General features: G+C 75.9%; 20 protein-coding genes. 11 read left to right on the forward strand and 9 right to left on the reverse strand.

The genetic code is table 11. From position 1 onward, the window contains the following. The first annotated feature begins 18 nt into the window (after nucleotides 1-18). Complete coding sequence (locus tag GJV82_RS03320) at nucleotides 19-399, forward strand: FKBP-type peptidyl-prolyl cis-trans isomerase (protein WP_034605645.1); 381 nt, start codon at nucleotides 19-21, stop codon at nucleotides 397-399. Between the two features lie 34 nt (nucleotides 400-433). On the opposite strand, the gene GJV82_RS03325 is transcribed toward GJV82_RS03320, so the two are convergent. Both GJV82_RS03325 and GJV82_RS03330 read right to left on the reverse strand, forming a co-directional pair. Continuing rightward, entirely contained in the window at nucleotides 434-1,144 is a 711-nt protein-coding gene (locus tag GJV82_RS03325; protein WP_155098237.1) for a DedA family protein, read from the reverse strand. Between the two features lie 143 nt (nucleotides 1,145-1,287). Next, nucleotides 1,288-5,058 carry a glycosyl hydrolase family 95 catalytic domain-containing protein gene (locus tag GJV82_RS03330; protein ID WP_155098238.1) on the reverse strand — a complete coding sequence of 1,257 codons (3,771 nt, stop codon included), beginning with the start codon at nucleotides 5,056-5,058 and terminating at the stop codon, nucleotides 1,288-1,290. Nucleotides 5,059-5,399: 341 nt separating this feature from the next. On the opposite strand from GJV82_RS03330, the gene GJV82_RS03335 reads away from it, so the two are divergent. Continuing rightward, complete coding sequence (locus GJV82_RS03335; protein ID WP_162289312.1) at nucleotides 5,400-5,996, forward strand: ribonuclease H family protein; 597 nt, start codon at nucleotides 5,400-5,402, stop codon at nucleotides 5,994-5,996. Nucleotides 5,997-6,043: 47 nt separating this feature from the next. Then, nucleotides 6,044-7,060, forward strand: coding sequence for a DNA-3-methyladenine glycosylase family protein (locus tag GJV82_RS03340; protein WP_318657227.1), 1,017 nt, complete (start codon nucleotides 6,044-6,046; stop codon nucleotides 7,058-7,060). A gap of 79 nt (nucleotides 7,061-7,139) precedes the next feature. On the opposite strand, the gene GJV82_RS03345 is transcribed toward GJV82_RS03340, so the two are convergent. The 3 genes from GJV82_RS03345 to GJV82_RS03355 form a co-directional block, all read right to left on the reverse strand. Then, the gene (locus tag GJV82_RS03345) at nucleotides 7,140-7,319 is read right to left on the reverse strand and encodes a hypothetical protein (RefSeq protein WP_155098239.1); all 180 of its coding nucleotides are present in this window, start codon (nucleotides 7,317-7,319) and stop codon (nucleotides 7,140-7,142) included. 155 nt (nucleotides 7,320-7,474) lie between these two features. Beyond that, on the reverse strand, nucleotides 7,475-8,173 hold the full coding sequence (locus GJV82_RS03350; protein ID WP_024842285.1) for a DsbA family oxidoreductase: 699 nt from the start codon (nucleotides 8,171-8,173) through the stop codon (nucleotides 7,475-7,477). 50 nt (nucleotides 8,174-8,223) lie between these two features. Continuing rightward, complete coding sequence (locus GJV82_RS03355) at nucleotides 8,224-8,850, reverse strand: DinB family protein (protein WP_155098240.1); 627 nt, start codon at nucleotides 8,848-8,850, stop codon at nucleotides 8,224-8,226. A gap of 320 nt (nucleotides 8,851-9,170) precedes the next feature. Between GJV82_RS03355 and GJV82_RS03360 the strand changes: the two genes are divergently transcribed. Together GJV82_RS03360 and GJV82_RS03365 are read left to right on the forward strand one after the other, a co-directional pair. Continuing rightward, entirely contained in the window at nucleotides 9,171-9,818 is a 648-nt protein-coding gene (locus GJV82_RS03360; protein ID WP_318657228.1) for a histidine phosphatase family protein, read from the forward strand. Nucleotides 9,819-9,869: 51 nt separating this feature from the next. Next, complete coding sequence (locus GJV82_RS03365; protein WP_155098241.1) at nucleotides 9,870-10,427, forward strand: PH domain-containing protein; 558 nt, start codon at nucleotides 9,870-9,872, stop codon at nucleotides 10,425-10,427. A gap of 3 nt (nucleotides 10,428-10,430) precedes the next feature. Here GJV82_RS03365 and GJV82_RS03370 read toward each other — a convergent pair whose 3' ends face one another. Both GJV82_RS03370 and GJV82_RS03375 read right to left on the reverse strand, forming a co-directional pair. Continuing rightward, a complete protein-coding gene (locus tag GJV82_RS03370; protein ID WP_155098242.1) occupies nucleotides 10,431-11,183 on the reverse strand; it encodes an MOSC domain-containing protein in 753 nt (250 codons plus the stop codon). Nucleotides 11,184-11,472: 289 nt separating this feature from the next. Beyond that, on the reverse strand, nucleotides 11,473-12,993 hold the full coding sequence (locus tag GJV82_RS03375) for an FGGY family carbohydrate kinase (protein ID WP_318657229.1): 1,521 nt from the start codon (nucleotides 12,991-12,993) through the stop codon (nucleotides 11,473-11,475). 84 nt (nucleotides 12,994-13,077) lie between these two features. On the opposite strand from GJV82_RS03375, the gene GJV82_RS03380 reads away from it, so the two are divergent. Next, on the forward strand, nucleotides 13,078-13,695 hold the full coding sequence (locus GJV82_RS03380) for a class I SAM-dependent methyltransferase (RefSeq protein WP_155098243.1): 618 nt from the start codon (nucleotides 13,078-13,080) through the stop codon (nucleotides 13,693-13,695). Here GJV82_RS03380 and GJV82_RS03385 read toward each other — a convergent pair. Together GJV82_RS03385 and GJV82_RS03390 are read right to left on the reverse strand one after the other, a co-directional pair. Beyond that, the gene (locus tag GJV82_RS03385) at nucleotides 13,682-13,957 is read right to left on the reverse strand and encodes a hypothetical protein (RefSeq protein WP_024841479.1); all 276 of its coding nucleotides are present in this window, start codon (nucleotides 13,955-13,957) and stop codon (nucleotides 13,682-13,684) included. The genes GJV82_RS03380 and GJV82_RS03385 overlap by 14 nt on opposite strands. Beyond that, nucleotides 13,954-14,916 carry a C2 family cysteine protease gene (locus GJV82_RS03390; protein ID WP_196217173.1) on the reverse strand — a complete coding sequence of 321 codons (963 nt, stop codon included), beginning with the start codon at nucleotides 14,914-14,916 and terminating at the stop codon, nucleotides 13,954-13,956. Before GJV82_RS03390 ends, GJV82_RS03385 begins: the two co-directional genes overlap by 4 nt. Before the next feature lie 244 nt (nucleotides 14,917-15,160). On the opposite strand from GJV82_RS03390, the gene GJV82_RS03395 reads away from it, so the two are divergent. From GJV82_RS03395 to GJV82_RS03415, 5 genes are all read left to right on the forward strand, one after another. Then, nucleotides 15,161-15,709, forward strand: coding sequence for a hypothetical protein (locus GJV82_RS03395; protein ID WP_155098245.1), 549 nt, complete (start codon nucleotides 15,161-15,163; stop codon nucleotides 15,707-15,709). Between the two features lie 3 nt (nucleotides 15,710-15,712). Then, complete coding sequence (locus tag GJV82_RS03400; protein WP_024841476.1) at nucleotides 15,713-16,000, forward strand: hypothetical protein; 288 nt, start codon at nucleotides 15,713-15,715, stop codon at nucleotides 15,998-16,000. A 63-nt stretch (nucleotides 16,001-16,063) separates the two neighbouring features. Next, nucleotides 16,064-17,860 carry an AMP-binding protein gene (locus tag GJV82_RS03405; RefSeq protein ID WP_318657230.1) on the forward strand — a complete coding sequence of 599 codons (1,797 nt, stop codon included), beginning with the start codon at nucleotides 16,064-16,066 and terminating at the stop codon, nucleotides 17,858-17,860. 203 nt (nucleotides 17,861-18,063) lie between these two features. Beyond that, complete coding sequence (locus tag GJV82_RS03410) at nucleotides 18,064-19,377, forward strand: NAD(P)/FAD-dependent oxidoreductase (RefSeq protein ID WP_318657231.1); 1,314 nt, start codon at nucleotides 18,064-18,066, stop codon at nucleotides 19,375-19,377. A 90-nt stretch (nucleotides 19,378-19,467) separates the two neighbouring features. Further along, nucleotides 19,468-20,049 (forward strand): PASTA domain-containing protein, encoded by a 582-nt coding sequence (locus GJV82_RS03415; RefSeq protein ID WP_155098246.1) that lies wholly within the window; start codon nucleotides 19,468-19,470, stop codon nucleotides 20,047-20,049. Nucleotides 20,050-20,060 lie beyond the last annotated feature (11 nt).

A 20,060-nucleotide genomic window follows, 5' to 3' on the forward strand; every position in this document is an offset into this window, starting at 1 on the left:
TCGTGGTTGGATCGACACATGACCACTGGAGAGAACGAGCTGTCCCGCCCCGAGGTCGACGCGCCCGAGGGCCCCGCCCCCACCGAGCTCGTCGTCGAGGACGTCACCGTCGGCGACGGCCCCGAGGCCACGCCCGGCGCGACCGTGAACGTGCACTACCTCGGCGTCGAGTACGAGACGGGCGAGGAGTTCGACGCCTCGTGGAACCGCGGGCAGTCGATCAACTTCCCGCTGCGCAGCCTCATCGCGGGCTGGCAGCAGGGCATCCCCGGCATGAAGGTCGGCGGGCGCCGCAAGCTCGTCGTGCCGCCGGACCTGGCGTACGGCCCGGCGGGCGCCGGCCACCGCCTCTCGGGCAAGACGCTGATCTTCGTCATCGACCTGCTCGGCGTCTCCTGACGCCACCCCGCGCGGTGGCGGTCCGGTCGGGCCGCTACCGCGCGGCGTCGGGGCACGCGGCGAGCGCGGCCTCGGTCCCACGGACCGCCGGCGCCGGGACCACGACGGCCGCCGCTGCCGCGCGCTCGCGACGCGCTGCGCGCAGGCGGACGACGGCGTCGACGAGGACGCCCAGGAGGATGCCCCCGACGACCCCGACGACGACCGCGAGCAGCGGGCTGTCGCCCACCCACGCCGCGGCCAGGGTGCCGATGAGCACCGAGTAGGTCGCCCACGCGACGGACGCCACGGCCGACAGCGCCATGAACCGGCGCCTCGAGAAGCCCACCGCGCCCGCGGTGACGTTGACCGCCGTGCGCCCGACGGGCACGAACCGCGCCCCGAGCACCACGGACGCGCCGCGACGGTCGAGCGAGCGCGTCGCCCACGCGACGGCGCGGCGCCCGCGCGGGCCGCGCAGCGCCGGCAGGGCCCGGGTGCCGAGCGCCCGGCCCAGGGCGTAGGCGAGCTGGTCGCCGCACCACGCGCCGAGCGCCGCGACGAGCAGGACGAGCCCCCACGCGACGCCGCCGCCGGACTGCGCACCCACCGCGAGCATGACGATGACGGTCTCGCCCGGGATCGGCGGGAAGAACCCGTCCCCGGCGGTGGTCGCGAAGAGCACCGGGAGCGCCCACACCGAGTCGACGAGCGCGAGCAGCCACGCCTCGACCTGTCCCCACGCCTCCACGACCCACGCGACCATGCGCACCAGCCTCGACGGTCCGGGGCCCCCGCACCATGGGGTATCCCCCCGGTTCTTCCCTGAGGCGACCCCGAGCGGGCGCGCGGGCCCCGGACGTCGGACGGTCCGGGGCCCGCGGCGTCACCGCTGCGGCGGTCGGCGGGTCAGCACGTGCGTGCCTCGAAGGCGACGTCGTGCACGGAGGCCGGTCCGCCGTCGGGCACCGTGGCCGTGACGGTCGCCGAGCCGGCGTCCACGGACGCCGCCCGGACCGCGAACGACTGGTACGCCGCCGCCCCGGGAGCCACGCCCGCGGCCGTGCGGGAGCCGTACGGGGTCTCGAGCGTCACGTCGAGCGCCACGTCGTCCGCGTTGGTCGCACGGACCGCGACGTACGCACGACCGGCGAGGCAGCGCGCCTGCGCCGCGACCGTCACGTCGGGGCCCGGCTCGTCGGCGTCGAACGCGAGCGCCTGCCACGTCGCGACCTCGTCCGCGGTGAGGGCCCGGCCGAAGACCGCGACCCGGTCCACCGCGCCGCGCTGCACCTCGCCGCCGCCCTGGTTCGCGCCGGCGTGGAACGGGCGCGTCCGGCACCCCGCGATCGCGTCGAACCCGGCGATCGTCCCGCCGGACCGCGCGTCACCGTCCACGAACACCGTGATGGCACCGTCCTCGCCGATCGTCACGACGAGGTCGAACCACCGGCCCGTCGGCACCTGGACCGGGGTCGTGGTGCCGACGCCCGCCGTGATGACGCGGACCGCGTTCGACGGCGTGAGGTCGATCAGGATGCCGTCGGCGTCCTGCCCCACGGGCTGGGCGTCGAACAGGCGCCGGTACGACGACACCCCGGCGTCGATGCGGAACTCGCCCGCGAACGACGCCTGGTAGAGGTGGCCCAGGGCGAACGGCTCGCTCGCGACGTACGTCGTCGGGCCGAGCGACTGCGCCGAGCCGGTGGGGCCCTCCGCCACGACCGGGGCCGGGCCCACGACGCGCGGCGTGCGGCCGTGGCCGGACGCGTCCGTGAGCGGGTCCTCGCCGAGGTCCCACGCGAGGAGCGTGCCGTCGGCCGGCGGCACCGCGCAGGGTGCGGGTGGCCTGACGGCGATCGCCGCGCGACCCTCGACCGTCCCCTCGCCCGCGGTGAGGCGCGCGACGACGGCGGACGTCCCCGAGTCGTTCCCCGCGCCGACGGTCACGCGGAACGCGACGTCGCGCGACCCGCCCGCCGGGACCGGGTCGAGGTCGACCGCGGCCGGCTCCGCGACCCACTCCGGCTGACCGTCCGGGACCTCCGGCAGGACGAGCTCGAGCTCACCGCCCTCGATCGCGGCGTCGCCCACGGCGGAGACCGTCGCGACGACGTCCACGACGTCACCCGTCGTGGCGCTCGCGGGCGCCGTGACGCCCACCGTCGCGAGCGCCGCCGCGGTGTACGCGTCGCCCGCCGTCGCGGCGAACGTGACCTCGGCGCCGTCGCGCACGTGCTCGACGGCGTTCCCGTCACCGTCCACGAGCGTGTACGCGCCCGACGCGAAGAGCGGGCTGCGCACCGTGAGGTCGCCGTCGCGCGACGGGCGCAGCGTGATCTCGCGGGCCGCTCCCCCGGTCCACGCGGCGTCGACCTCCGTGCCGCCGCGCGCCACGAGGCCGGTGGACGACCCTTCGGCCCACGCCGACGGCAGCGCGGGCAGCACGTCGACCACGCCGTCGTGGCTCTGCAGCAGCATCTCGGCGACGCCGGACGTGCCGCCGAAGTTGCCGTCGATCTGGAACGGCGGGTGGTTGTCCCACAGGTTGTCGAGCGTGCTGCCCGTGAGCTGCTCGCGCAGGAGCTTGTGCGCGCGGTCGCCGTCGAGCAGGCGCGCCCAGAAGTTCACCTTCCACGCCTTGCTCCAGCCCGTGCCGCCGTCGCCCCGGCCGTCGAGCGAGATGCGCGCCGCGGCCGCGAGCTCCGGCGTCGCGGTCGGCGAGACCGCGCCGCCCGGGAAGAGCGCCCACAGGTGGCTCACGTGCCGGTGGGTGTTGTTCGGCTGGTCGAGATCCTCCTTCCACTCCTGGAGCTGGCCCCACGAGCCGACGCGCAGGCCCGGGTCGAGGTCGGCGCGCGTCGCGGCGAGCTCGTCGAGGAACGCGGCGTCCGTCTCCCCGAGCGCCCCGGCCGCCGCGGCGGTGTTCGCGAGGTGCTGCGTGACGATCTGCTGCGAGATCGACGCTCCGGCCGTGAAGTCGCCCTGCTCGGGCGAGTAGCTGGGCGTCACGACGAGCGAGCCGTCGCGCGGGTCCACGACGAGGAAGTCGAACCAGAACTCCGCGACCGAGCGCAGCATCGGGTAGGCGCGCTCGGCGAGGAACTGCTCGTCGCCCGTGAACAGGTAGTGCTCCCAGTAGTGCTGCGCGAGCCACGCCGCGGCGTCGGGCTGCCAGAAGGACTGCGGGTACTGGTGCAGGCCCGTGAAGCCGTACGGGTTGGTCTCGTTGCCGACGACCCACCCGTCCGCGCCGTACATCGTGCTCGCCGTGACCTCGCCGGGCGCGACCATCGAGTCCACGTAGTCGAACAGGGGGGCCGTCGTCTCGGAGAGGTTCGTCGTCTCGGCCGGCCAGTAGTTCATCTGCAGGTTGATGTTCACGTGGTAGTCCGCGTCCCACGGCGGGTTGTTCACGCGGTTCCACACGCCCTGCAGGTTCGCGGGCAACGACCCGTCGCGCGACGACGAGACGAGCAGGTAGCGCCCGAACTGGAAGTACAGCGCCTCCAGCGCGCGCTGGTTCTCCGGCGTGGTGCCCGCCCGGTAGGCCGCGAGGAGCTCGTCGGTCGGGACGTCGGGCAGCTCCGCGCCGAGGTCGAGGCGCACGCGCTCGTAGAGCTCGTGGTAGTCCGCGAGGTGCGCGTCGCGCAGGGCGTCCACGCCCTTGCCCGCGGCGGCGTCGACGCGGGGCGTCACGACGTCGAGCGGCGCGACGCCGCTGCGGTACGTCGGGTACGCACCCGCGTAGTCCGTCGCGGCGGAGAGGACGATCGTCGCGGAGTCGGCGCCCACGACCGTGACGCGGCCGTTCGCGCCGTCGGTCCGCGTCCCGCCGTCGGTGAGCACCTGTGCCTGCGACGCGAACCGCAGGCCGTTGTCGCTCAGGGTCCCCGACGTCGTGATGCGGCCGTCCGCCGCGGACTGCGCCACGTTCGACCGGCCCGACGGCAGGTCGAGCCGCGCCTCGAAGCCGACGGACCCGGGCTCGTCGGCGGTGAGGTGCACGACGACGACGTCGTCGGCCGCGCTCGCGAAGTACTCGCGCGTGTACGCGGTCCCGTCGAGCGTGTAGGTCGTCGTGACGAGGGCGTCGCCGATGTCGAGCGCGCGACGGTAGTCGGTCGCCGTGCCCTCCTGGCCGGCCATCTCCAGGACGAGGTCGCCGTACGTCTGGTAGGAGCCGAAGCCCGTCTTCGGCTGGCCGAGCACGGCGGCGACCTCCTCGGGGCTGACGCTCCCCTCGGCGTCGATCCGGTCGCGGACCTGCTGGATCGCGCCGGGGCGCGGGCTCGTCCAGTTCCCGAAGTCGTAGCCCGGCGATCCGGGCCCGCCGGTCCACAGGGTCTTCTCGTTGAGCTGGACCTGCTCGCGCGCGACGCCGCCGAAGACGGTGGCGCCCATCGCGCCGTTGCCGATCGGCAGCGCGCGCTGCTCCCACTCCTGCTGGAGGTTCGCCGCCGCCGTGTTCAGCGGCTCGTCGAACCAGATGGTGTCGGGGTCGCCGGGGATCGTCGCGCCGGGCGCGGCGGCGGCGCCCGGCACGCCCGACGCCGGGGCGCTCGCCCCGGTCGCGGGTGCCGCGAGGAGCGCGAGCGGCACGGCGAGCGCGCCGGCGGTGATCTGGGCGACGACGCGGCGTGGGCCGGTTCGACGCGCGGTGGTGCGTTCTGGGGACATCAGTGGCCTCCTGGGCGGGACGTCGGTGTTCCGCGATCGGTGGGCGACGACGCTCGGCCTACGCCGCGTACCCGGGATTCATCCGATGTGTGCTCGACCACAGTGGCCGACTTCTGGGATAACGTCAACCCGGTGCCCCAAAATGCGGGGCGCTTCATCGGATCACTGGACGGGCGTCGCCCGCCCGCGTCCGCGGGCCGACGCGCCCGCGCCCCGCACGACGGGCCAGGCGTCGGGACGCGTGCACCACGACGCCCGCGCTCGGGGGACAATGTGCCCCGACGCATCCGCTTCCCCGCGCCGCAGCCGGCGGGCGGGGACGTCCGTGATCGAGGAGCGCTGTGATCACTGTCAGCACCGACGGCTCGTGCCTGAGCAACCCGGGCGGCGCCATCGGGTGGGCGTGGATCAACCACGACGGCACGTTCGACTCCGGCGGCGCCGCGAGCGGGACCAACCAGGTCGCCGAGCTCACCGCGCTGCTCCAGGCGGTCCGCGCGCACCCCGGCGCGGAACCGCTCCTCATCGAGTCCGACTCGCAGTACGCGATCAAGTGCGCGTCCGAGTGGGTCGTCGCGTGGAAGCGCAAGGGGTGGCGCACCGCCGGCGGGCAGCCCGTGAAGAACCTCGAGCTCGTCCAGGCGATCGACCGCGTCATCACCGAGCGCGCCGGGCCCGTGCGCTTCCGGTGGGTCCGCGGCCACGTCGGCGACCCGTTCAACGAGCGTGCCGACCAGCTCGCAGGGCTCGCCGCGCAGGACTGGGCCGCGGGCCGCGGCGACCTCGACGGCACGCTCGTGCCCGAGCTCGGGGACCCCACCCGGCGCGCGGGGCGCGTGCCCGCGGGGGCCTCGACGACCGCCGTCGGGACGCAGCCCGCGCACGCCAAGCAGGCCGCGCCCGAGCCCGCGTGGGACATGGACACCCTGTTCGACTGAGACCCGGGCGTGCCGGGGGCGTGGGCGACGGGTGCGACGATGGACGGGTGACCGTCCTGCCGAGCACGGGCCCCGGGCCCGCCGAGCACGCGGTCGGCGACCCTCCGGGCCCCGCCCCGGCCGCCTGCCACGCGGCGGGCGCTCCGCTCACGCGGCGCGTGCGGTCGGCGCGGCCGCTCGACCTGCACCTCACGCTCGACCGGCTCGGCCGCGGTCCCTACGACCCGACGTTCCGCCGCACCGCCTCCGGCGACCTGTGGCGCACCACGCGCATGCCGAGCGGCCCCGCGGCGTGCCGCCTCGTCCAGGCCGGGCCGCGCGACGTCGTCGCGCACGCCTGGGGCCCCGGGGCCGACGAGGCGCTCGACGCCCTGCCCGACCTGCTCGGCGAGCGCGACGACGACGCCGGCTTCGTGCCGCCCCCGCAGCTGCGGGACGTCCACCGGCGCGCGACCGGCCTGCGCGTGCCACGCACGGGCCGCGTCCTGGAGGCCCTCGTGCCCGCGATCCTCGAGCAGCGCGTCCAGGCGGTCGCGGCGTGGCGCTCGTGGGCGTGGCTCCTGCGCCGCCACGGCGAGCGCGCGCCCGGGCCCGCGGGCGAGGCGGGGATGCTCGTCGTGCCCGACGCCGCAGGCTGGGCGGGCGTGCCGACGTGGGACTGGCACCGGGCGAACGTCGACCCGGGACGCGCGCGGACCGTGGTCGCCGCGGCACGGGTGGCCCGGCGCCTCGAGGAGTGCGGGGCGGTCCTCGACGCCTCGGGCGCGGAGGCCGCGCACGCGCGGCTGCGCGTCGTGCCCGGCGTCGGGGTGTGGACCGCGGCGGAGGTCGCGCAGCGCGCGCTGGGCGACGCCGACGCCGTCTCCGTGGGCGACTTCCACCTCGCCAAGGCCGTCGGCTGGGCGCTCGTCGGCGAGCGCGTGGACGACGAGCGCATGCTCGAGCTGCTGGCGCCCTACGCGCCGCACCGCTACCGCGTGGTGCGACTGCTGGAGGTCTCGGGCCGGGCGCGCGCCCCGCGTCGCGGCCCCCGCCTCTCGATCCAGGACCACCGCCGCAACTGACAGCACCGTCCCGGCCGCAGACGCGCAGGAGCCGCCGGACCGGACGGTCCGACGGCTCCTGCGTTCGTCCGGCGAGCGGTCACTCGGGCAGGGCGCACGCCCCGTCCGCGCAGACCGCGGCGTCGTCCGCGCCCACGAGCGTGAGCGACGGTGCAGGCTCGCGGTGCGGGGCCGCCGCGTCGGCCGCGCTCACGGTCATGAGCGTGGTGCGACGCGGGTTCGCGATCGAGTGGTAGAGGTTCGTCGTGGTGTCCGTCATCTGAGGCCTCCTCGTGGGATTCACGGGCGCCGGTGCACGTGTGGAGCCGGCGTCGGTGCGGGCTTGCGACCAGTCTGGGTGATACCGAGTCGCAGGTCCACCGCACCGTGTGTGAGATGCGTCGCTCCGGCGCACCTCGGGTCGAGCGCGAGCGATCAGGCCGCGTCACGCTCCGTCGCGGCCTGCCGCAGGACCTGCACGAACACGGCCGGGTCCTGCGCCCCCGAGACCCCGTACCGCCCGTCGACGACGAAGAACGGCACCCCGTTGATCCCGTACGCCCGCGCCTGGTCGATGTCGGCCTGCACGTCGTCCGCGTACCGGCCGTCCTCGAGCGCCGCGAGGACCTCGGCACGGTCGAGCCCGACCTCCGCCGCGAGGTCGGCGAGCTCCTCGACGCGGCCCACGTGGCGGCCCTCCTCGAAGTACGCCTTGAGCAGCCGCTCCTTCATCTCGAGCTGCTTGCCGTGCGCCTTCGCGTGGTGCAGGAGCTCGTGCGCCGTGAGCGTCTTGGTGTGCTGCAGGGCGTCGAAGTCGTACGACAGCCCCTCCGCCGCGGCGAGCTGCGTCATCTGGGCGAGCATCTGCTCGACCTGCGCGCGCGGCATGCCCTTGTGGCCCGCGAGGAAGTCCACCTCGGTGCCGTCGAAGTCGACCGGGGTGTCGGGCGCGAGCTCGAACGAGTGGTACTCGATCTCGACCTGCGGGCCGTCACCGGACTCCGCGAGGCGGCCGAGCGCCGTCTCGAGACGTCGCTTGCCGACGTAGCACCAGGGGCACGCGACGTCGGACCAGATGTCGATCTTCACGGTGGGGGCCGCCGCATCCGTCGCGGCAGGGCTGTTCGTGGTCATGTGACCGTTCAACCATCTGGTGGACCGCACGATTCCCCGCGGAGCCCGGCTCACCGCGTGACGTGCGCCGCACGGCAGAGGTCCTGCAGGACCATGATCTCCGCGCCGTGGTGGACGAGCTCACGGTTCAGGTGCGCCACGAGGTGCACGAACGGCGCCTGCGCGTCGATCTCCGTGGCCCGGCTGAGCCCCACGGTGAACGCCTCCTCCTCGGGCAGCGCATCCACGCCCGCCCGCCAGCGGTCCACCTCGTGCCGCAGCCCCGCGACCGCGGCGCCGACCTCGCCCGAGAAGACCACCGCGCCGCGACGGCGCTCGTGCGGGCCGAACGTCCACTCCCACCGCTCGAAGAACACCTCCGTGAGGTGCGCGACGAGCCAGGCGATCGTGCGCGGCTGCGGTGAGTCCGGACCCTCGGGCCACTCCATGACCCACTCGCCCACGCCCAGCGTGCGCGGCGCGCGCTCGGTCCCCCGCCGCACGACCCGCAGCGCGTCCGGGCCGGGCTCCCACTCGAGCTCCGCCTGGGTCAGCGTCGCCAGCCGGTCCGAGACCTCCAGCCACGAGAAGCCGAGCTGTCCGCGCACGACGGCGAGCGCCGTCGGCACCGTGAGGATCGACCAGTCGAAGTCGGGGCTCCCGTACGCGATCGTGCCGTCCTCCGCCACGTGCACCATCTCGGCCTCCCTGCCCGCGGCGTCGTCGCCGCCGTGCTCGTCGGTTCGTGCTCGTCGGGTGTTCCCGCCGACGCTAGCCCCCGCCACCCACGGCCGTGCGAGACGATGGAGGGCCCATCCCCTCTCCCCGGGAGACCTCGTGCGCGTCCGCCCCCGTACCGTCCTGCTCGTCGCGACCGGCGTCGCCGTCGTGCTGCTCGGAGCGCTCGTCGCGTTCCTCGTCGTCAACGGCGCCGACGGCATGGTGGGCTGACGCCCCGGCGCGCGCACGCCGCCCCGCCGGGTCATCCTGCTGGAGGACCCCGGAGGAAGGCGACCCCGTGAGCGCGAACGACACCGCACCCGACCCGCAGCTCGTCCTCGTGCGCCACGGCGAGACCGAGTGGAGCGCGAGCGGGCGCCACACCGGACGCTCCGACATCCCGCTGACGGTCGCGGGCGAGCAGCAGGCCGTGGCCGCCGGCGTGTGGCTCCAGCGGTGGGCCGACCGCCGAGGGCGGCGCCCCGCCGTCGTGCTCTCGAGCCCCCGCCAGCGCGCCCGCCGCACCGCCGACCTCGCCGGCTTCCCCGACGCGGCGACCGACGACGACCTCGCCGAGTGGGACTACGGGCCCGTCGACGGCCAGACCGCGGTGGCCGTGAGCGAGCAGATCGGGCGCGACTGGCTCATCTTCCGCGACGGCGTCAACGTCCTCGCCGCCGCGAACGGGCACCGGGGCGAAGAGCTCACCGACGTCGCCGAGCGCGCCGGGCACGTGCTCGGGCGCGTCGAGCCGACCCTCCAGGGCGGCGAGGACGTCGTGCTGTTCGCCCACGGCCACCTGCTGCGCGTGCTCGCGACCGTGTGGCTCGGCGTCGACCCCGGCCTGGGGGCGCGGCTCGAGCTCGGCACCGCCGCGATCTGCCTGCTCGGCTACGGGCACGGGCTGCGCACGATCGAGGGCTGGAACCTCTCCGCGCAGGGCTGACCGGCCCGGACGCCCTGCCCCGGCAGGGCGCGAGGTGGCACGATGGCGCCCATGGGACTGAGCGAGAAGCACCTCACCGAGGGCGAGCACGTCGTCATGGAGCTCAAGGAGCACGCGAAGGCGCTGTTCTGGCCGTTCGTGTTCCTGGTCGTGCTCGTCGCCGCCGTCGTGGTGACGCTCGTGCTCGTCCCGAACGACGTCGCCCGCTGGGCCGTCGCGGGCGTCGCGCTCGTCGCCGCCATCATCTGGGTGTTCGTGCCCTGGCTGCGCTGGCGCACCACCGAGTACACCGTCACCAACAAGCGGATCGCGATGCGCTCCGGGATCATCACGCGCACCGGCCGCGACATCCCGCTCTACCGGATCAACGACGTCAACTACGAGAAGGGCCCCATCGACCGGATCTTCGGGTGCGGGACGCTCGTGATCTCCGACGCGACCGACAAGCCCGGCCTCGACCTCCACGACGTGCCCGACGTCGAGAACGTGCAGGTCCGCCTGCACGACCTCCTGTTCTCCGCCGACGACGGCTCCGACGACGGCGAGTGGCCGCCCAACGAGCCGCCCCGCGGGCGCCGCGCGCCCCGCATCCCGCGCGCGGAGCGCTGACGCTCAGTCCTCGACGCGCCGCCCCGCCGCGATCTCCGCACGCGCCCGCATCTCGTCGCTCAGCGTGACGTCACCCTCCAGGTGCGCCGCCAGGAGCCGACGCGCGAGCGACGCCGCGTGCTCGGGGTCCGCGCCGCGCCCAGTCCACGCGCCGAACCACGCGGCGAGCGTCACCCCGTGCTCCGGCCGGTAGCAGACCGTCACCGCGTCGCCCGCCTGCAGCTCGCCGCCCCGCACGACCCGCAGGTACGCGCCCGTGCGGTTCGCGACCGTGAACCACCTGACCCAGCGCTCCTCCCCGAGGCGACGCGCGAACGTCGAGCACGGCGTGCGCGGCTGCGTCACCTCCAGCAGCGCCGACCCGACGGACCAGCGCTCGCCCACGACCGCCTCGCTCACCGGGATGCCCCGCACCCGCAGGTTCTCCCCGAACAGACCCGGCGGGATCTCGCGCTCCAGCTGACCGACCCACCAGTCCGTGTCGTCCTGCCCGTACGCGTACACGGCCTGCTCCGGCCCGCCGTGGTTCGCGCGGTCCGCCTGGAGGTCCGCGTACAGGCCGAGCCGACGCACCTTCACCGGCCCCGACACCGGGCGCTTGTCGATCGCCGTGACACCCGCGGGGCCCGCGTCGGGCAGGAGCGCGTGCACGCGGCACACCGCCAGCACCTCGCCGGTCGGGGCGCTCGAGGCGAGGTCGGTCACGGGCTCGGTGCTGGCGGAGGGGGACGCGACGGTGGGGGCGGCGGACGACATCCCTCGATTCTCGCAGCGCGCGGGCCTCGGGCACAGGGGAAACGCGTTCGAGGGTCGCTCCGAGGGGCGCGCGCGTGGGTCGCGTCCGCGGGGCGCTCCGAGGAGGAGGGCGCGGGTCTTCCATCCGGCCGCTCGTTCCTCGCGGCCTCCCGCCAGACCCGCCACGACCCGCGCCCTCCTCCTCTGCGCGCCCCGCTCGTGGTGACGTCACCTGTCGCGGCGACGTACGCGTCTGCGCGCCTTTGCATGGCTCGTCACCTGCCGCGGGTGCCGTCGGCGGGTGCGGGCGTCAGGCGAGGGCCGCGGCGGTGGCGCGCCAGGCGGCCAGGTGCTCGACGACGTCGGGCCGGGCCGGGGTCGGGAGGTCCGGCGCGGCGGTGGTCGTCGCGGGCTCGACCGGGTCGCCCGTGCCGCGCGCCGCGAGGAGCGCCGCGCCGACCGCCGTCGCGCTGCGGAGCCCGACGCGCCGCACGGGACGGCCGAGCGCGTCGGCGAGCAGCTCGCGCACCAGCGGCTCGCGCGTCCCGCCGCCGGTGACGACGACCTCCGCGTCCCGGTCCGGCGACCTCGTGCCCGCCGACGCGGGGCCGACCGGTCCGGTCGACGGGCCGGTGCCCGGCGCGTCAAGGAGGTCGACGGCCGCGGCGACGGCGAACACCATGCCCTCGACGGCGGCGCGCACGAGCTCGGCGCGGCCGGTGGACTCCCCCAGGCCGGTCCACGCGCCGCGCGCGTCCGGGCCGGCGACGCCGCCGCGCTCGCCCGTGAGGAACGGCAGGAACGTGACGCCGCCGGCACCCGCGGGAGCGCTGCGCGCGAGCGCGACGGCGTCCTCCCACGACAGGCCGAGCACGCGCAGCGCCCAGTCGAGCGCGAGCCCGGCGTTCTGCACCGCGGCGAGGCGGTACCAACCCGCGTCCTCCCCCGCGCCGGTGTCGGCGAACGTGTGGACCACGGCGTCGGCCACGGGCGCCGGACGGTCGAGCGCGGCCATCGCCTGCGCCCCGGTCCCGAGGTTCACGTGCAGGCCCGGCGCCCCGACGGCGAGGCGCGCGACCGGGGTATCGCCGCCGCCCACGACCACGGGCACCGCGGTGCCGCTCGCGGGGAACCACCGCGCGAGGCGTGACGTCGTGCCCGCGACCGCGTCGGACGGCGCGACCCCGGGCAGGAGCCGGCCCGGGAGGTCGAGGTGCGCGACGACGTCGTCCGCCCACGCGTCGCGGGTCACGTCCCACAGGAGCGTGCCCGCGGCGTCCGAGCGGTCCGTCGTGCCCGCGGGCAGCGCGGCGTCGTCGACGAACCACGCCCGCACCACGTCCTTCGGCAGGAGCACGTGCGCCGCGCGGTCGCACAGCGCGGGGTCGTGCGCCGCGAACCAGTCGAGCACCGGGCCGGTCATCCCCGGCACGAGCGGGTTCGCGAGCCGCGCCCGCACCGGCTCGGGCAGGGCACGCCACCGGTCGAGCCGGTCGGCCGCACGGGCGTCCGTCCACAGCACCGCGGGCGCGAGCGGCAGCCCCGCGGCGTCGGCGAGCACCGCGGCGTGCATCTGCCCCGCGACCCCCACCGCGCGCACCACGACGCCGTCCCCCGCCCGCGCGGCGAGGTCGTCGAGCGCCCGCGCGAGCGCGCCGGTCCACGTCGCCGGGTCCGTCTGCGACCACCCCGGGCGCGGGTGCGCGACGTCGTACGACGCCTCGGACTCCGCGACGACCGTGCCGTCGCGCGCGAGCAGCACGAGCTTGAGACCGCTCGTGCCGAGGTCGACGCCGAGGTGGACCGTGGGAGGGCCGGCCGGGGTGCGCACGGTCCGACTCTTCCACCCCGGCGCACACCGCGCTCCCGTCCGGGGCTCGCCGGACCCCGTCCGTGGCGAGGTAGCGTCGACCGCATGAGCGCCACCCGACCCTCGCGCTGGGAGCTGAGGACCGCCGCCGACCCGTCGCACTCCACCTGGTACGTCGAGCGCTTCCGCACGATGGCGGCGCAGGGCGCCGACCTCGCGGGCGAGGCGCGCCTCGTCGACGCGATGCTGCCGCGGGGGTCGCGCGTGCTCGACGCGGGCTGCGGCCCGGGCCGCGTCGGTGCGGAGCTGCACGCGCGCGGTCACGTGGTCGTCGGGGTCGACGTCGACCCGGTGCTCGTCGAGGCGGCACGCACCGACCACCCGGGGCCCGACTGGCGCGTGGGCGACCTCGCGGAGCTCGACCTGCCCGCCGAGGGCGTCACCGAGCCGTTCGACGCGATCGTGTGCGCGGGAAACGTCATGACGTTCCTCGCGGAGGGCACCGAGGTCGAGGTCCTGCGGCGCTTCGGCGCGCACCTCGCGCCGGACGGGCGCGCCGTCGTCGGCTTCGGCACCGGCCGCGGCTACGCGCCGGAGCGGTTCCTCGCCGACGCCGCGGAGGCGGGCCTGCGCCTCGACGTCGCCCTCTCGACGTGGGACCTGCGCCCGTGGTCGGACGACGCCGACTTCCTCGTCGCCGTCCTGTCCGTCACGCCGGGGTGAACGTGAACGTCACGGCCCCGCTCGACGTGCCCGGCTCGCCCTCGACGTCGTCCACGTGGAGCATGCCCGCACCGTGCAGGTCGATGACGTCGCCGAGGTCGGCGCGCAGCACGTCCTCGCCGCGCGGCGAGCGGACCGCGAGCTGGGCGAGCGCGCGCCCCGCGCCGACCCCGACGCGCATCACCCCCACGCGCACGTCGGCGAACTCGGCCTGAGCCCCCTGCGGGACGCGCGCCCGGCGCACGTCGTCCTGGTCCGTCATGGTCGACCTCCCGAGTAGACCGAGTCGAAGTTGTCCTTGTACTCCTGCTCGGTGAGCCACAGGTCGCCGACCTTGTGCTCACCGTCCAGCATGCCGCCGCCGGGTCCCCACGGGTTGACGACGTGGATCTTCAGCTCGCCGTCCACCTCCTTGACCTCCGTCACGACGTACGCGTGGTTGGGGACGATGCGGCTGTCGTCGACCTCGTCCTCCCACCACCAGAACGCGTCGTCGTCCTCGGTGCCGACGGCGACGGGCCCGTCCTTCAGCCGGTCCTGGATGTCCGAGAGGCTCAGCTCGCCCGAGCGCTCGGCCGGGTGGCCCGTGATCGCCTCGAACGCGACGTCGGAGTGCCCGCCGTCGATGTCCTCGTAGTCGCCCCCGAAGTACTCGGCGGCCGCCTTCTCGTAGATCGACACCCAGTTCGGCTCGCCGTTCTGGCCGCCCACGCCGTTCTCGGGGGCCGTCGGCTCGACGACGATCTCGACCGGCTTCCCGTCGGAGTACATCGTCACGGTGTAGGTGCCGTCGTCGTTGAGCCGGATGTGCTCGCGCAGGAACTCGGGGTCCGTCGTGGCGACGGCCCCGAGGCCGGCGAGGAACCAGCAGTCGCCGACCTGCCCCTGGTTGATGTCGTCGATCGAGAAGTCCTCGTTCTCGAGGTCGATCGGCGGGACGTCCTCGTAGTCGCCGAGGTCGTCGGTGAGGTCGGGGTCGCCCGGGCGGTCGCCGTCGCCCGGCGTCCCGCGGTCCCCGCCGCCCGGCGTCCCGCGGTCCCCGCCCCCCGGCCCGCCGGCGCCGTCGGTGCTCGCGCTCTCCTGCTGGTCCGCCTGGCGCACGACGGCGGTCGCCGCCTCGCCGAGCACCGCGCCGACCGCGGCGACCGCCGGGCCGTGCGAGGCCGACCACGTGCCGCGCAGCTCGTCGCCGTCAGGTCCCTCCCACGGGCTCGCCGTCACCAGGGCGTCGAGCTCGCCCCGGAGCGCCGTCAGCCTGTCCGCGGCCTCGGCCAGCCGCTGACCCAGACGCCGCAGCTCCGCGACGTCCGCCCGTACATCCCGCTCATCGTCTCCCCCTCGCCGGCAGGTCGCCGAGAACGTACGCCCGCCCGCGGGCCGCGGTCGATGGGGCGGGCTCCCCATCCGCCGCGCGGGCCGCGCTGGTAGCGTCCCCCGCGGACGACGCGCCGACCGAGGGGGGACCATGACGGAGCGCACCAGCGGACGCGAACGGGGCCTCCGGCCCGCCCACCGGCTCGCCGCCGCAGCCCTCGCGCTCGGGGCCCTCGCGCCGCTCGCCGCGTGCGGCGGGTCCGGCCCGGACGAGCCGCCGCCCGCGCCCGACGACGTCCCCGCCTACGAGGTCGCGCGCCAGGACGTCCTCGCCGCGGTCCAGCAGGTCGTCGGCGCCGACGGCTGGGCGCAGGAGGACGACGCGTCCGCGACCGCGCAGGACGACGGCCGCTGCGTCGTCTTCCTGCCCGACGCGTCCACGACCCGCGCGGGCGGCGAGGGCTACGACCTGCTGGCGGACGTCCCCGACGCGCTCGCGCCGGTGCTCGACGAGCACGGGTTCGGCGAGCCCTCGGGGGTCGAGGAGGCCGAGCACGGCGGGACGGCGTCCGTCACCGCCGTGGACGCCGCGGGGTGGGAGGTGCGCGTCACGGCCGACGGCGACGTGGTGCGCCTCGACATGTCCGGCCCCGTCGACCTCGACCCGTGCGCCGGGTCGGCGCTGCCCGAGCTCGCCTGAGCCGTGCCGTCGTACCGCGTGACCCTCGCCGTGGGCCTGCTGCGCCCGGGCGCCGACCCGGAGGCCGTGCTCCCCGCGGCGGCCGCCGCGGCGCGCGCCCTGACCACGGTCGAGGCCTACGACGTCGGCGTCGTGCGCGGCGAGGCCCGCGTCACCGTCCGCTTCCTCGCCGACACGGACGCGGACGCCCACCGTGTCGCCGACGCGGTCGAGGCGGGCGTGCGGGAGCACGCCGCGACCTCGGGCGGGCGCCTCACGCGGCGCTGGGGAGCGCGCTGGCACCCGGCCTGACCTGACCGACGTCGTGCACCGCCTCGCCATGAAACCTACGCAACCGTAGGTTACGGTGGCGTAGTGAACACTCTGGCGTCGAGGCCGTGGACCGACCGCTACAGCCCGGGCGTCCCGACGGACGTCACGGTGCCCGACGAGCCGGTCACCGCCGCCCTGTACCGCGCTGCCGAGCGCTGGCCCGACCGCGTCGCGGTCGACTTCTTCGGCGCGACCACCACGTACGCGCGCCTCGTGGCGCAGGTCGAGAGCGCCGCGAGCGCCCTGCACGACCTCGGCGTGCGCCGGGGCGACCGCGTCGCGCTCGTGCTGCCCAACTGCACGTCGCACGTCGTCGCGTTCTACGCCGTGGAGCGCCTCGGCGCGGTCGTCGTCGAGCACAACCCCACGTACACGGCCGGCGAGCTCGCGCACCAGCTCGCTGACTCGGGGACGAGCGTCGCGGTCGTGTGGACCAAGGCCGTCCCGGCCGTCCTCGAGGCGCGCGCCGAGGCGACCGCCCTGCGGGCCGTCGTCGCGCTCGACGTCGCGCGCGACCTGCCGCGCGGCAGCCGGCTCGCGCTGCGCCTGCCCGTGGCGCGCGCCCGGGCCCAGCGCGACGCGCTGCGCGGCCCCGTGCCCGCGGGCGTCCCCGACTGGCACGACCTCGTGCGCCGCGCACGGGCGCTGCCGCCGTCGCTCCCCCACCCCGCGGCCGACGACGTCGCGCTCCTGCAGTACACGGGCGGCACCACGGGCACGCCCAAGGGCGCGGTCCTCACGCACTGCAACCTCGTCGCGAACGTCGTGCAGGGGCAGGCGTGGGCGTCCTTCGCGGAGGGCGCCGAGACCGTCTACGGCGTGCTGCCGTTCTTCCACGCGTTCGGCCTGACGTTCTGCCTCACGCTGCCCGCGCGCATCGGCGCGACGCTCGTCGCGTTCCCGAAGTTCGACCCGAAGGCGTTCGTCGCCGCCCAGGCGCGCCGCCCCGCGACGTTCCTGCCCGGCGTCGCGCCCATGTTCGACCGCATCGTCGACGCCGCCGCCGACGCCCCTGGCGCGGGCGGCGACCTCACGTCGATCCGGCTCGCGTTCGCGGGCGCCATGCCGATCACGGCGGAGACGGCGCAGCGCTGGGAGGACACGACGGGCGGCCTGCTCATCGAGGGCTACGGCATGACCGAGACGTCGCCCGTCTCGCTCGGCAACCCCGTCTCGGACGACCGCCGCCCGGGGACGCTCGGACTCCCGTTCCCCAGCACCGAGATCCGCGTGGTCGACGCCGACGCGCTCGACGCGGGCGAGCTCCGCGACGCCGAGCCCGAGCCGTCCGACGACCCGTCCGCGCCGCGCACCGTGCGCGGCGAGCTGCTCGTGCGTGGGCCGCAGGTGTTCCGGGGGTACTGGAACCGGCCGGAGGAGACGGCCCAGCAGCTCCTCGACGGCGGGTGGCTGCGCACGGGCGACGTCGTACGCGTCCCGCTCGACGGCCCCGACGCGGGCCTGGTCACGCTCGTGGACCGCATCAAGGAGATGATCGTCACCGGCGGGTTCAAGGTGTACCCGTCGCAGGTCGAGGACCACCTGCGCGACATGCCGGGCGTCCGGGACGTCGCCGTCGTGGGCGTGCCGGGCTCCGGCTCGGACGAGCACGTCGCCGCGGTCGTCGTGCTCGACGACGCCGACGGCGCAGGCTCCCCGCCGCGCGTCGACCTCGCCGCGGTCCGCGAGTGGGGCGAGCAGCGTCTCGCGCGCTACGCGCTGCCCCGCACGCTCGCCGTCGTGCCGGAGCTGCCGCGCTCGCAGATCGGCAAGGTCCTGCGCCGCGTCGTCCGTGAGGACCTCCTGGGTCGCGACGACGTCGAGCGCCACGGCGCCTGACCACGTCCGCCCCCAGGCCGAACATGCGGTCAGGGAGCATCCGTCGACCTGGATGCGCCCCGACCGCATGCTCGGCGCGCCACAAGCGCCTGTTCGGCGGGCGGTCGCGGTTCGCCGTAACCTGGCTGACGTCGTCGGCGACGCCCGCGACGCAGGCGGGCGGGCGCCGGTGCTCTCCCACCCCGTCGCCCTGAGGAGGCCCCGTGCCCGAGCCCGTGACCGCTGCGCCAGGACCGGCAGCCACCAGCCCCGTCCCGCACGTCGTGGTGGTCGGTGCCGGGTTCGCCGGGCTCGCCGTCGTCAAGGGCCTCGCGAAAGCGCCCGTGCGCGTCACGCTCGTCGACCGCCGCGTCTACAACACGTTCCAGCCGCTGCTCTACCAGGTCGCGACGGGCGGCCTGAACCCCGGCGACGTCACGTACTTCCTGCGAGGGCTGCGGCTCAAGCAGAAGAACGTGCGGGTCGTGCACGAGCACCTCGTGGGCATCGACCACGAGAACCGGCGCATCCGCCTGCTCAACGACGAGTGGGTCGGCTACGACTACCTCGTCGTCGCGAACGGGGTGACGGCGAACTTCTTCGGCACGCCCGGCGCCAAGGAGAACTCGTTCCCCATGTACTCGCGGTCGCAGGCGATGAAGATCCGCGACACGCTCTTCATCCGCCTCGAGAAGGCCGCCGCGAGCCCGCGCACGGACGACGGCCTGCGCGTCGTGGTCGTCGGCGGCGGCGCGACGGGCGTCGAGGTCGCCGGGGCGCTCGCGGAGCTGCGCACCGCGGGGCTGCGGCCCGCCTACCCCGAGATCCACGGCGACGCGTTCGAGGTGAAGATCGTCCAGCGCGGCAACGAGGTCCTCAAGTCGTTCGACCCGCGGCTGCGCACGTACGCGGCCGACGAGCTCCGCCGGCGCGGCGTGGACCTGCACCTCGGAGCCGGGGTCGCCGAGGTGCTGCCGGACGCCGTCGTGCTCACCGACGGCACGCGCATCCGCTCCGACCTCACCGTGTGGTCGGCGGGCGTCCACCCGCACGAGGAGGTCGACGACTGGGGCCTGCCGCGCGGCGAGGGCGGGCGCGTCGTCGTCGGTGACGACCTCCAGGTCGAGGGTCTGCCCGGCGTCTTCGCCGCGGGCGACATCGCGATCTCCCCCGCCGGGCTCCCCCAGCTCGCGCAGCCCGCGATCCAGTCCGGGGAGCAGGTCGCGAAGAACGTCGTCGCGCTCGTCGAGGGCCGCCCGACGCAGCCCCTGCGGTACTTCGACAAGGGCACGATGGCCGTGATCGGGCGGCGCGCCGCGGTCGCGGAGGTCGTCGGGAAGATCCGCCTCACGCGCGGCGTCGCGTGGCTCGCGTGGCTGTTCGTCCACATCATGGGGCTCATCGGACCGCGCAACCGCATGACCACGCTCGCCGGCCTCGTCACCCGGTACGGGTTCCCGTTCCACCGGCGCCCCATCCCCATCGTCGGCGACGTCCCTACCGTGCGACCGCCGAAGCGCACGCCCCGGTCCCGCTGAGATCACCCGCCGCCCGGCAGCGCCTCGCAGGGTCGTCCCGTACCCTCGAAGGGATCAAGCGGTTCGCAGGGGCAATCGGGGGCACGAGTGGTGGCAGGACAAACGGGTGCGCCGTCGACGACGACGGGCACCACGAAGGACGAGGCCGCGCGCGGCGCACGGCACGACGACGCGCGACCCCGCGCCACGGCCGTGCCGCGTCGCGCCCGCGTCGCGGTGCTCGCCGTGGTGGCCGCGGCCGCCCTCGCGGGGTGCCGCGCCGAGGCGCTGCCCGGTGGCCCCGGAACCCCGGACGCGTCCCCCACGACCGCACCGACCGACGGCCCGACCGCCGGTCCGACCGCGGACCCGACCGCGCAGCCGACCGCCGAGCCCGGCGCGCCGCTCCCGCCCGGCGGCTCCGACGGCGTCGAGGTCTCCGTCGAGATCGAGCACGCGTTCTCCATGCCCAACCTCGTCGAGGCCAAGCTCAAGCAGGCGCGCGCCGACCTGGAGCAGCGCGGCGCCGTGACGGTCGTCGTGGTGGACGCGCGCAACCCGGGGGCGGGCGCGCTCCCGGGCGCGTCGAACGGCTGGACCGTGTGCGCCCAGGACCCTGCGGGCGGCGACCTCGTCCGCGCCTCGGAGACCGTCCGGCTCGGGGCTGCGCCCAACGCCCGGCAGTGCCCCTGACCCTCCCGGGT

This window comes from Cellulosimicrobium composti (assembly GCF_009711085.1).
In the GTDB taxonomy this organism is placed as follows: domain Bacteria; phylum Actinomycetota; class Actinomycetes; order Actinomycetales; family Cellulomonadaceae; genus Cellulosimicrobium; species Cellulosimicrobium composti.